General features: G+C 64.4%; 10 protein-coding genes. 4 read left to right on the forward strand and 6 right to left on the reverse strand.

Annotated features, from left to right (window positions below; translation table 11 throughout):
• Positions 1 to 3: 3 nt before the first annotated feature.
• Complete coding sequence (locus tag C404_RS48915) at positions 4 to 1,710, forward strand: PTS fructose transporter subunit IIC (RefSeq protein ID WP_021196125.1); 1,707 nt, start codon at positions 4 to 6, stop codon at positions 1,708 to 1,710.
• 164 nt (positions 1,711 to 1,874) lie between these two features.
• Positions 1,875 to 3,044: an ABC transporter substrate-binding protein gene (locus C404_RS48920; protein WP_021196126.1), complete on the forward strand. Its 1,170-nt coding sequence runs from the start codon at positions 1,875 to 1,877 to the stop codon at positions 3,042 to 3,044.
• A 684-nt stretch (positions 3,045 to 3,728) separates the two neighbouring features.
• Here the strand turns inward: C404_RS48920 and argE are convergent.
• From argE to C404_RS48950, 6 genes are read right to left on the reverse strand one after another with little or no spacing between them, the layout of a single operon-like run.
• A complete protein-coding gene (gene argE, locus C404_RS48925; protein WP_021196127.1) occupies positions 3,729 to 4,931 on the reverse strand; it encodes an acetylornithine deacetylase in 1,203 nt (400 codons plus the stop codon).
• Positions 4,932 to 4,935: 4 nt separating this feature from the next.
• On the reverse strand, positions 4,936 to 5,988 hold the full coding sequence (locus C404_RS48930) for an ABC transporter ATP-binding protein (RefSeq protein WP_021196128.1): 1,053 nt from the start codon (positions 5,986 to 5,988) through the stop codon (positions 4,936 to 4,938).
• Positions 5,985 to 7,001: an ABC transporter ATP-binding protein gene (locus C404_RS48935; RefSeq protein WP_021196129.1), complete on the reverse strand. Its 1,017-nt coding sequence runs from the start codon at positions 6,999 to 7,001 to the stop codon at positions 5,985 to 5,987. The genes C404_RS48930 and C404_RS48935 overlap by 4 nt, the downstream gene beginning before the upstream one ends.
• A complete protein-coding gene (locus C404_RS48940; RefSeq protein WP_021196130.1) occupies positions 6,998 to 7,912 on the reverse strand; it encodes an ABC transporter permease in 915 nt (304 codons plus the stop codon). The genes C404_RS48935 and C404_RS48940 overlap by 4 nt, the downstream gene beginning before the upstream one ends.
• 1 nt (position 7,913) lies before the next feature.
• A complete protein-coding gene (locus C404_RS48945) occupies positions 7,914 to 8,891 on the reverse strand; it encodes an ABC transporter permease (protein ID WP_021196131.1) in 978 nt (325 codons plus the stop codon).
• Between the two features lie 27 nt (positions 8,892 to 8,918).
• On the reverse strand, positions 8,919 to 10,469 hold the full coding sequence (locus C404_RS48950; protein ID WP_052027480.1) for an ABC transporter substrate-binding protein: 1,551 nt from the start codon (positions 10,467 to 10,469) through the stop codon (positions 8,919 to 8,921).
• A gap of 31 nt (positions 10,470 to 10,500) precedes the next feature.
• Between C404_RS48950 and C404_RS60060 the strand changes: the two genes are divergently transcribed.
• Together C404_RS60060 and C404_RS48955 are read left to right on the forward strand one after the other, a co-directional pair.
• The gene (locus C404_RS60060) at positions 10,501 to 10,812 is read left to right on the forward strand and encodes a hypothetical protein (protein ID WP_049285363.1); all 312 of its coding nucleotides are present in this window, start codon (positions 10,501 to 10,503) and stop codon (positions 10,810 to 10,812) included.
• Positions 10,813 to 10,844: 32 nt separating this feature from the next.
• The coding region (locus C404_RS48955) for a M20 aminoacylase family protein (RefSeq protein WP_021196134.1) at positions 10,845 to 11,871 on the forward strand (1,027 nt) is incomplete at its 3' end.

Consider the following 11,871-nt stretch of genomic DNA (forward strand, 5'->3'; position numbering starts at 1 on the left):
ACTATGGCAAACCTGTTGGCAATTCTCGGCGCGGACGGCCGCACGACCCGCGCCATGCTCGCCGGTGCCGCGCTGCGCCATGCCGCGCGCGAATCCGGCTGCAAGCTCGACGTGGATGTGCGCAGCCCGGACACCCTGCCGACGATCGATACCAAGGCGCTGTCGACCGCCGATGCCGTCGTGTGGGCGGGCGTCTCCCCAGACAACGCCGCGCGCCAGGCCAACCCGCGCACGATCGAGGTCACGATCGACGAGGTGCTCGACAATGCGCGCGCCGTGCTCGAACGTATGGTCCACGGCGCCCCGGCCCCCGTCACCCACGTCACGCCGAAGCGCATCGTCGCCATCACCTCATGCCCAACCGGGATCGCGCATACCTTCATGGCGGCCGAAGCGTTGACGCAAGCCGCTGCCGCGCTCGGCCACGCCATCCACGTGGAAACGCAAGGCTCGGTGGGGGCACAGAACACGCTGTCTGCCGAAGCCATTGTGAATGCCGACCTCGTCTTGATTGCCGCTGACACGCAGGTGGACGTGTCGCGCTTTGCCGGCAAGCACGTCTTCCGCGCCAGCACCAAGGCGGCCATCCACGATGGGCAAACGCTGATCCGCCGCGCGCTGGACGAGGCCACGGTGGAAGCGGCTGCCATCCAGTCGGCCAGTGCGGCTGCCCCCGCCGAACAACAGCGCACCGGCCCTTACAAACACCTGATGACCGGCGTGTCGTTCATGCTGCCCTTTGTGGTGGCGGGCGGCATTTTGATTGCGCTGTCCTTTGCGCTCGGCGGCATCTATGTGACGGAGGCATCGGCGAGCGGCACGCTGGGCGGCGCGCTGTTCCAGATTGGCGCCAAGTCGGCCTTTGCGTTGATGGTGCCGGCGTTGGCCGGGTACATCGCGTACTCGATCGCCAGCCGGCCCGGCATTGCGCCGGGCATGGTCGGCGGCATGCTGGCGGCCAGTCTGGGGGCAGGCTTTCTTGGCGGCATCGTGGCGGGCTTCGTGGCCGGCTACGGCACGGATGCGATCAACCGCTGGCTGAAGCTGCCGCGCAATCTGGAAGGCCTCAAGCCCGTGCTGATCCTGCCGGTGCTGGGCTGCCTGCTCACCGGGCTGGTGATGCTGTACGTGGTGGGCGCGCCGGTTGCGGCATTGCTGGGCGCGCTTACCCACTGGCTGCGCGGCATGCAGGGCGCAAACGCCGTCCCGCTGGGCGCGCTGCTGGGCGGCATGATGGCCTTCGACATGGGTGGCCCCATCAATAAGGCGGCCTATGCCTTCAGCACGGGCCTGATCGGCGCCCAGGTCTACACGCCAATGGCCGCCACCATGGCCGCCGGCATGACGCCGCCGCTGGGCATTGCGCTGGCGGCATGGCTGTTCCCCTCGCGCTTTACCAGCGACGAGCGCCAGGCCGCCCGCGCCACGGCTGTGCTGGGCCTCGCCTTCATCAGCGAGGGTGCGATCCCGTATGCAGCGCGTGACCCGCTGCGGGTGATTCCCGCCCTGGTAATCGGCTCGGCGTGCGCGGGTGCGCTGTCGATGCTCTTCGGGGTGGAGTTGCGCGTACCGCACGGCGGCGCCTTCGTGCTGCCGATTCCGAATGCCGTCACGCACCTGGGCGGCTACGTGATCGCGCTGGTGGCCGGCACCGTCATCACCACGGTGCTGCTGGCGGTGATGAAGCGCCGCGTTGCCGAGGCAAGCTGACACGCCACCGCCCCTCGTTCTTGAAAGGAGCCGCGCACATCACGCGGCTTCTGTGTCTCAAAAACGCTCAAAGCTGCCGCAAACACCCCGATTTGGCTTGCCTGCCCAGCCTGTTTCGCTATGATGCCGGCAATTCAAATGAAAATTTCTTCGGGGGAAGAGCCATGCAGGCACGCAGCATCACGCGTCGGCTGGCGGCGTTCGTCGTCAGCGCCATCGGCATCACAACAATGGCAGCCGCAAGTACGGCACAGGCAGAAACCGGCGTCACCAACGACACCATCATCGTCGGCCAATCTGCGCCGATGAGCGGTCCGGCCGCCGCGCTCGGCCAGCAGATGAACCTCGGCGCCAAGCTGTACTTCAACGCGGTCAACGCCGCGGGCGGCGTCAACGGCCGCAAGATCGAACTGAAGGTGCTCGACGATTTCTACGAGCCCGATGCCACCGCGCGCAATACCAAGACGCTGATCGACAACACCAAGGTCTTCGCACTGTTCGGCTACGTCGGTACGCCGACCAGCCTGGCTGCGCTCAAGCTGGCCACGCCCGCAGGCGTGCCGTTCTTCGCGCCCTACTCCGGTGCGATGGCGCTGCGTGAGCCGTTTGCGCGCAACGTCTTCCACGTGCGCGCCAGCTACAACGACGAGACCGCCGCCATCGTGCAGCAGATCCGCACGACCGGCCTCAAGCGCATCGCCGTGATCTACAACGACGACGCCTACGGCAAGTCCGGCCTGGACGGCGTGCAGCGTGCGCTGGGCACCGCGGCCGGTCAGGGCGTAACGCTCGTGGCGCAAGCCAGCGTGCCGCGCAACACCGCCGACGTGAAGAGCGCCATCAGCACCGTGCTGGCGCAGAAACCGGAAGCGGTCGTCGTCATCAGCGCGTACCAGACGGTCGCCGCACTGGTGAAGGGCGCGCAGGAACAAGGCTATGGGGGCCAGTTCTATAACGTGTCGTTTGTGGGCACCAGGGCGCTGGCCGATACGCTGGGCAAGGCGGGCGGCGGCGTGATCATCTCGCAGGTGATGCCGTATCCGAAGACGGCGTCGTCGCCGCTGGTGCGCGAGTACCAGAAGCTGCTCAAGACCGAGGGCATCTCCGACTTTGACTACGGCAGCATGGAAGGCTACGTGGCCGCCCGCGTGTTTGTGGAAGGCCTCAAGCGCGCAGGGCGTGACCTCACGCGCGAGAAGTTCATCGGGGCGCTGGAGTCGATGGGCAATTACGACGTGGGCGGATTCAACGTCAATTTCTCGCCGAGTAACCACGTCGGCTCGAAGTTCGTCGAGATGACGATCATCAATTCGAGCGGCCAAGTGATCCGCTGAGCGGACATCGTCATCGCCAAAAAGAAACCGGGCCGTGTGCCCGGTTTTTTTGTGCGTGCGTGAGGCGCTGCGTCCCGAACGCCATGGTGTGAGACGCGCACTTGGCGCTCGCAGACTCAGGTTCGGCTTTCGGGGAGTCGCGCCTGAGTCTCCAAGACTCGCCGTCGACTCTTGGAGACCCGATGGGTGACGCTCGGAGCGGCGTGCTTGGGTCTCAAAGACTCGCGGTTGGCTCTCGAAGACCCGATAGTTGGCTCTCGGAGTGCCGTGTTTGGGTCTGAAAGACTTGCGATTGGCTCTCGGAGAACCGATGGGGGGCTCTTGGAGAGGCGTGATCGGGTCTCGAAGACTCACCGTCGGTTGGTTGGGCCTCACGGTTTGGTGTTGGTGGTCCACCTCCGTTTCGTCCCCTGCCGGGGCCGACTCACTTTCTCTGTCTTGCCAGAGAAAGTCAGCAAAGAGAGGCGCGCCCGAGATGGCGACTTCCCCTTGAATTTTCATAACCGGGCGGGGATGGGGAAAACTCGCTTCGCTCAGACAGTTCCCCATCCTTTTTTCCGCCCGCTTACGAAAATTCAAGGCGCCATCAAGGGCAGTAACGGCCAAACCAGCGGTGTGCGCGTTGTGGCGCCGTGGCAGTGTTGGTGTGGTTCCGTGGCCGTGGGGCTGCGCCCCGGCGACTGCTCAGGCGGGCAGCAACTGCGGTTGCCGCTGTGCCAGCCGCCGCATGAACGCCTCGCACTGCGCGATCTGCGTGAGCTCGATGTATTCGTTGGGCTTGTGCGCCTGTTCGATATTGCCAGGGCCGCACACCACCGTGGGAATGCCCGCGCGTGAGAACAAGCCGGCCTCGGTGCCATAGTCGACTTTGCCTGCTGAGCCCCGGTTGTCGGCCAACGCTTGCGCCAGCGCAACGAGCTCGTGTGAGGGCGCGATGGACAGGCCCGGTGTGTTGGCTTTGATGGCGAAGCTGATGTCGGCATCGCTGGCGATGCGGCGCATCTGCGGCAGCAGCGTGTCGTGGGCGTAGCGCTCGACTTCGCCAAACAGCCAATCCGGATCGATGCCCGGCAGGTAGCGGAAATCGAAGGTGAATTCGCAATCGCGCGGCACAACGTTGGTGGCGATGCCGCCTTTGATCGTGCCGGTATTGAGCGTGGTATGCGGCACGACAAAGGCACCGTCGCGCGCCTCCTCCGCTTCAAGCCGTGCGGCCAATGTGCGGATGTGTGCGATCAGCAGCGCCGCAAACTCAATCGCATTCACGCCCTGCGGGGTGAGCGCGGAATGCGCCTCCTTGCCGCGCACGCAGCAGCGGTATTCGCGCTTGCCCTTGTGCGCGATGATGGCGCGCATCGAGGTGGGTTCGCCGACGATGCAGCCGGCGGGCCGGATGCCATTGGCTTCCAGATCGCGCAGCAGGCCGCGCACGCCCACGCAGCCGATCTCTTCATCGTATGAGAGCGAGAGATGGAAGCTGGCGTCACCCTCCGCCGCCATGAAGTCCGGCACATGCGCGAGCGCAACGGCAATGAAGCTCTTCATGTCGGCCGTGCCACGCCCATAGAGGCGGCCATCGCGGAGCTGCGCATCGAACGGGTTGGTGTCCCACGGCTGGCCATCGACAGGCACGACGTCGGTATGGCCGGACAGCACCAGCCCCGGTTTGCGCCCCGGCGATAGCGTGGCAAACAGATTGGCCTTGCCACCGGTCGCGTCGTAGGTCAGGCGGCAATCGGCACCCTGCGCGCGCAAGCGATCGCGCACCCACTCGATCAAGCCCAGGTTGGAATTGCGGCTGACGGTGTCGAACGCTACCAGCGTGCGGATCAGTTGCAGGACATCGTCGGAGGGTTGCAGCGCAGCAGAAGTGGCGTCGGCGGGCATGGTGCTAGGGCTGATCGTTCAGGTGGCAGGCTGAAAACCGTAGCGGGGCAATCTCCCTGAGCACCGGCTGTTCGGTTTTGCAGCGCGGCATGGCATGCGGGCAGCGCGGGTGGAAATGGCAGCCGGTGGGCGGATGCAGCGGCGAGGGAATCTCGCCCGAGATCGCCACGTAGGTCTTCTTGCGAACCTCCAGTTTAGGCGCCTCGGCCAACAGCGCCTGCGTGTAGGGGTGATTGGGCGACGCGAAGATCGCTTCGGTGGGCGCCGACTCCACCACGCGGCCGAGGTACATGATGACCACGCGGTCACTCACGTGCTTGACCACGCCAAGGTCGTGGCTGATGAACAGATACGTGAGGTTCAGTTGCTCGCGCAGGCGGATGAACAGGTTCAGCACCTGCGCCTGAATCGACACATCCAGCGCCGCCACCGATTCATCGCAGACGAGGAATTCCGGCTTGACCGCCAACGCCCGCGCAATGCCGATGCGCGCACGCTGCCCGCCCGAGAATTGATGTGGAAAGCGCCGCATCAGGCTTGGGTCCAGGCCGACGCGCGTGAGCATCTCGGCCACGTAGTCGCGCTGCGCGGTTGCCTCAACCATGCCATGCACGACCGGCGCCTCGCCCACGATGTCCTGCACGCGCATGCGCGGGTTGAGCGACGCGTATGGGTCCTGAAAGATCATCTGGATGGCGAGCTGCTTCTCGCGGCGGCGCTCGGCCGGTAGGCGATCCAGATCGATACCCTTCCACAACCGCGTGCCGGCGGTTGGCTTGTGCAGACCCACGGCCAGTCGGCCGAGCGTGGATTTTCCACAACCCGACTCCCCCACCAGCCCGACCACCTCGCCCGCAGCGATATCCAGGTCGACATGGTCCACCGCGTGCACCACCTCTTCCGTCAGGCCCGCGCCGAACCAGTTGGCGATGCGCGAGGAGATATCCAGCCCCTTTACGAAGCGCTTGGACATGCCCTGCAACGACAGGATCGGCACCGCGCTGGGCGTTGCCTCGGTAACCGCCGCGGCATCGAGTTCAGGATGCATCGCACTCATGCGGCAGTCTCCTCGGGGCGAATGGTGACAGGATGGAAACAACGCAGCGCGCGACTGTCGTCGAGCGCCTCGAGCGTCGGTGCCTGCTTGCAGACCTCGGTGGCAAACGCGCAGCGCTCTCGGAAGGCACAGCCGCTGGGCAGTGCCAGCAGCGATGGCGTCATGCCCGGAATCTGCCGCAGCGGCGCACCACGCGGGTTGCGCGACGGCGCCGACGCAATCAGCCCGAACGTGTAGGGGTGGCGCGGCGCCTCCAGCACCTGCTGCACGCTGCCCTGCTCGACAATGCGGCCGGCGTACATCACGCACACGCTGTCCGCCAGGCCGGCCACCACGGATAGATCATGCGTGATCCAGATCAGCGCGGTTCCGCTCTCGCGACACAGCGCCTGCACCTCGGCCAGGATCTGGCCCTGGATGGTCACGTCCAGCGCCGTGGTCGGCTCGTCGGCGATGATGAGATCAGGCTTGTTGAGCAGCGCAATGGCGATCGCCACCCGCTGCCGCATACCGCCGGAGAATTGGTGCGGATACGCCGTCAGCCGTTCATCCGGCGACGGGATACCGACCCTCGCCAGCGCCGTGCGCGCCATGTCGCGCGCCAGCGTTTTGCTCACGCGCTGATGTGCCTGCACGGCCTCGATCATCTGCGTGTCGATCCGCAGGACCGGGTTCAGCGTCATCATCGGGTCCTGAAAGATCATGGCGATGCGGTTGCCGCGCATGTCGCGCATCTGCCGGGCAGACAGTGCACGCAAGTCATGCGTGATGCCGTCGCGACCGGTCAGCTCGATGCGCCCGCCCACCACGCGGCCTGGCTCGTCAATCAGGCCCATGATGGAGTAGCCCGTCATCGACTTGCCCGAGCCCGATTCACCGACCAGGCCCATGATCTCGCCGCGGCCGACGGTAAAGGACACATCGTCCACCGCGCGCGCAATGCCGCCGCGCGTGGTGAATTGCGTTTGCAGGCCCTCGACGACGAGCGTCGGTTTGCTGTTGGCGGTCGTCATAGGGTCTGCAGGCGCGGGTTGAGCACGTCGCGGAGCTGGTCGGACACCAGGTTCATCGACACGATGGTCACGAGCAGCGCCAGCCCAGGGAAGAAGCTGATCCAGTACTTACCCGACAGCATGTATTGGAAACCGTTGGCGATCAGCAGACCCAGCGAGGGCTCCGTAATCGGCACGCCCAGGCCCAGGAACGACAGCGTTGCCTCCAGCGTGATCGCCGAGGCCACCTGCAGCGCGGCAATCACGATGAGCGGCGGCAAGCAGTTCGGCAACAGATGGCGGAACATGATGCGCGACGGCGGCAGGCCCAGCACCTGCGCGGCTTCAATGTACTCACGCCTGCGTTCGACCAGCGCTGCACTGCGCGTCGTGCGCGCGTAGTACGCCCACTGCACCGCCACCAGCGCGATCACGATATTGGTGATGCCCGGCTTGAGCAACGCGAGCAGGATCAGCGCCAGCAAGATCGGCGGAAACGAGAGCTGCAGATCGGCCACGCGCATGATGAGCGACTCGATGCGCCCGCCCGCAAAGCCGGCGATCAGCCCGAGCGTCGTACCCAGCACCAGTGCAAACACCGTGCTCACCACGCCCACGCCCACGCTGATGCGCAGGCCGTAGAGGATGGCGGAGAGGATGTCGCGGCCCTGGTCATCCGAGCCGAGCAGGAAGGTCATGCCATCGGAGGCCTTCTCGCCGGGGGCGAGGCGCGAATCGAGCACATCCAGCTTGGCGAGGTCATACGGGTTCTGCGGCGCAATCCACGGCGCGGCAATCGCCACGACGATGATGATGCCCAGCACGATCACCCCGACGAGTGCGATGCGGCTCGCGCAGAACTGGCGCACGAAGCGGCGCAGGGGCGTTTCTTCAGCAGCCGGTTTGGTTGAGGTTGCAGTAGAAGTCGTCATGTCAGCCCCGGCTTTCAGACAAGCGCACGCGCGGGTCGAGCACGCCGTAAATCAGATCAACCACGAGGTTGATGAGGATGAACAGCGTCACGATCACCAGCAGGTACGCGACGATCACCGGGCGGTCGAGCAGTTGAATCGAATCAATGATGAGCTTGCCCATGCCCGGCCACGCATAGATCGACTCGGTCACGATCGAGAACGCGATGACGGAGCCGAACTGCAGCCCCACGACCGTCACGATCGGGATCAGGATGTTCTTAAGCACATGCACACCGACGATGCGCGTATTCGACAAGCCCTTTGCACGCGCGAACTTCACGTAGTCCTGCAGCATGGCCTCTTGCGTGCCGGCACGTGTGAGGCGAATCACCATCGCAATATTCAGCAGCGACAGCGTCACGCCCGGCAGGATCAGGTGGCGGATGCCGTCGAGTGTCAGGAAGCTCAACGGCACGCCCAGCAGCAGGCGCGTCTCGCCGCGCCCGTTGGACGGCAACCAGCCAAGCTGCACCGCAAACACCATGATCAGCATCAGCCCGACCCAGAACGTCGGCAGCGAAAAGCCCAGAATCGAGATCGTCATGATGGTGCGGTTGGCTACACCGTTCGGGCGCAGCCCCGCCCACAGGCCGAGCGGAATGCCCAGCACGATCGACAGCAGGATCGCGAAGGTAGCCAACTCAAGCGTCGCCGGCATGCGCTCGAAGATCAGTTTGAGCGCGGGCGTGCCGTGCGCGAACGACACGCCCAGGTTGCCCTGCAGTGCGCCTTTCAGGAAGTACAGGTATTGCTCCCACAGCGGCTTGTCGAGCCCCAGCGCGGCAATCGTGCGCGCAATGTCCTGCTGGTCGGCCTGCGGGTTGATGAGGATGTCGACCGGGTTGCCAATGGCGTACACGCCCAGGAACACCAGAATCGACATCACCAACAGCACCGCCACGGATTCCAGCAACCTTCGGATCAGGAACACCAGCATCTGAGGCTCGCTTCTGTGGAGAGAGGGTTATTGCGGCTTGAAGCCGTGCGCGTAGGTGCGCTCATCCGTGCGCGGCGTGTAGCTGATGCCCTTGCGCGTCGCCCACGTCGTCACCTGAAAGTGGACCGGGATGATGCCGCCGTCATCCACCACGATGGCCGTCGCCTCCTGCAGCAACTTGGAGCGCTCACCATCGTCCATCGTATAGAGCGCTTTTGTCAGCACAGCGTCCATCTTCGGGTTGCAGTACTGGCCCCAGTTGACCGTGCCGAAACCGGTCTTGGCGTCCTCACACGCCACGAGCGCACGCAGCGGCGAGCTGACCTCACCCGTCTGCGCGCCCCATCCCACCAGGCCGAATGAATATTCGTGATGGCCGCCCTTGGCCGCGTGGGTCGCCATCGGCGCCGCTTCCACGCGCGTCGTGATGCCCACGCGTGTGAGGTTTTGCGCGATGGTCTGCGCGATCTTCTCGTCGTTCACGTAGCGGTTGTTGGGCGTGTGCAGCGTGACACCGAAGCCATCGGGGTAGCCCGCCTCGGCCAGCAGCTTCTTTGCACCGTCCGGGTCGTACTTGAGCGTCTTCAGGTTCGGGTTGTGACCGAACAGCGACGGCGGCACGAGGTTGTTGGTGGGCTCCGACAGGCCCTCCATGATGCGGTCCTTGATGCCCTGGCGGTTGATGGCCATGCTCATCGCGCGGCGCACGCGTGGATCCTTCAGCGGGTTCTTATCGAGCGGCTTACCGTCCTTGCTCGTCACCTCGGGCGTCGGGTCGCGCTTGTCGTCGGTGTACAGATAGATGACGCGGTGCGAGATCTTTGAGAAGAAGTTCAGCGACGCATCGCCACGCACGCGCGCAAGGTCCGGCGTCGGCACGTTCTCAATGGCTTGCACATCGCCTGACAGCAGCGCGGCAATGCGCGTCGCACCGTTCGGGATGAAGCGCAGCGTCACGTGCTCCCAGGCAGGCTTCGGGCCCCAGTACTGATCGTTGCGCACCAGCTCGACCCGATCATCGCGCGCATAACTGACGAACTTGAACGGCCCTGTGCCGATCATGCCCTTGCCCTGTGCAAAGTCATCACTCGACAGCCCCTGCGTCGCTTTCTTCTGCACGATGAACACCGACGTCAGATCCGACAGCATCAGCGGATACGGCTGCGACGTCGTCAGCTGGACCGTGTACTTGTCGATGATCTTCTTGTTGAGGATCGCCTTGGTGTACGTGTCGAACTTGCCCGGGCTGTTGAGGATCGTAGCCGGGCGATCGAGCGACCACGCCACGTCTTCGGCGGTCAGCTCGCTGCCGTCATGAAACTTCACGCCGGGGCGAATCTTGAATTCCCACGTCAGGTTGTTGACCATCCGCCACGACGCGGCCAGGCCGGGAATGATATGGCTGTCGGCGTCCATCTTCACCAGGCACTCGAACATGTGCTCCGACACGTTGATGTTGGAGAACAGGTTGTAGAAGTGCGGGTCCATCGAGGTCGGCGGCGAGCTCATGCCGATCTTCAGATCAGCGGCCAGCGCCTGCGGGCTGGCACCCGCCATCACGCATCCCGCCACGCACATCACAGCGGCCACGCGCCGCAAGGTCCGAATCATGGTCACGGCTCTTCTCCCCAAGAAGGATCGATGGATCGATTTCGCTGACGGCGCGGCGGCGCTTCTGAAGAACGCTCGCGCCGACTATAGCGACGCGCATATGCGCTCGGCAATGTGCGGCGCCACAAATTGGTGCATCCCCCTACGGCGCCCCTCGGGAAACCTCCAAAAACAGGGGCGTAATCGCACGGTCGCGGATAAAAAGCAGGAAACGTTCCATGTAAAGAACGGCCGCGACGGCTGCATGCATGCGGCGCACGCGGGTGTGCGGCGGGCCGAAGATGGCCCTTCGGCGTATCATCGAACGTGATTAAGACCTTTCAGCCAGAACACGAGCATCCCATGAAGCTGATTCCAGAGATCCAAGCCGCGCAGCCCGAAATCCAGGCGCTGCGACGCGATATCCATGCGCATCCCGAACTCTGTTTCGAAGAGCAGCGTACCTCCGATCTGGTCGCCGCCAAGCTGACCGAATGGGGCATCGAAGTCCATCGCGGCCTGGGCAAGACCGGGCTGGTGGGCGTCATTCGCAACGGCGAGGGCAAGCGCATCGGCCTGCGCGCCGATATGGATGCTTTGCCACTAGCCGAGGTCAACCAGTTCGAGCATCGGTCCAAACACGAAGGCAAGATGCACGCATGCGGCCATGACGGCCACACGGCCATGCTGCTTGGTGCGGCACACTACCTCGCCAAGCACCGCAACTTCAGCGGCACGGTGCATCTGATCTTTCAGCCCGCCGAAGAAGGCGGTGGCGGGGCACGCGAGATGATCAAAGACGGCCTGTTCGAACGCTTCCCATGCGATGCCGTGTTTGGCTTGCACAACTGGCCGGGCGTGCCGGTCGGGGCGTTCGGTACGCGCGTCGGCGCGCTGATGGCATCGAGCAACGAATTCCGCATCACGATCAAGGGCAAGGGTGCGCACGCCGCATTGCCGCACAACGGCAATGACCCTGTGTTCGTTGGCGCACAAGTCGTTTCGGCGCTGCAGGGCATCATCACCCGCAACAAGCGTCCGATCGACACAGCCGTCCTGTCCGTCACCCAGTTCCACGCCGGCGACGCCACCAACATTATCCCGAATGAGGCCTGGATCGGCGGCACAGTACGCACGTTCTCCACAGACGTCCTCGATCTGATCGAGCGTCGCATGGAGGAGGTCTCCAAGGGCATCGCCTCAGCTTACGACTGCACGGTCGATTTCGCCTTCCATCGCAACTACCCGCCCACGGTCAACAGCGAATCGGAAACGCAATTCGCAGCGCAAGTCATGCGTGAGTTGGTTGGCGCAGACAACGTGGACGCCAACATCGACCCGACCATGGGCGCCGAGGATTTCTCCTTCATGCTGCTCGAGAAGCCGGGTT

It is taken from the genome of Ralstonia sp. AU12-08 (genome assembly GCF_000442475.1).
GTDB classification, from domain to species: Bacteria; Pseudomonadota; Gammaproteobacteria; order Burkholderiales; family Burkholderiaceae; genus Ralstonia; species Ralstonia insidiosa.

Excerpts from the sequence above, each read along its gene's own strand:
- C404_RS48915 (WP_021196125.1), top strand. The coding sequence starts at position 4 with ATGGCAAACCTGTTGGCAATTCTCGGCGCGGACGGCCGCACGACCCGC.
- C404_RS48920 (WP_021196126.1), top strand. The coding sequence starts at position 1,875 with ATGCAGGCACGCAGCATCACGCGTCGGCTGGCGGCGTTCGTCGTCAGC.
- argE (WP_021196127.1), bottom strand. The coding sequence starts at position 4,931 with ATGCCCGCCGACGCCACTTCTGCTGCGCTGCAACCCTCCGACGATGTC.
- C404_RS48930 (WP_021196128.1), bottom strand. The coding sequence starts at position 5,988 with ATGAGTGCGATGCATCCTGAACTCGATGCCGCGGCGGTTACCGAGGCA.
- C404_RS48935 (WP_021196129.1), bottom strand. The coding sequence starts at position 7,001 with ATGACGACCGCCAACAGCAAACCGACGCTCGTCGTCGAGGGCCTGCAA.
- C404_RS48940 (WP_021196130.1), bottom strand. The coding sequence starts at position 7,912 with ATGACGACTTCTACTGCAACCTCAACCAAACCGGCTGCTGAAGAAACG.
- C404_RS48945 (WP_021196131.1), bottom strand. The coding sequence starts at position 8,891 with ATGCTGGTGTTCCTGATCCGAAGGTTGCTGGAATCCGTGGCGGTGCTG.
- C404_RS48950 (WP_052027480.1), bottom strand. The coding sequence starts at position 10,469 with ATGTGCGTGGCGGGATGCGTGATGGCGGGTGCCAGCCCGCAGGCGCTG.
- C404_RS60060 (WP_049285363.1), top strand. The coding sequence starts at position 10,501 with ATGGTCACGGCTCTTCTCCCCAAGAAGGATCGATGGATCGATTTCGCT.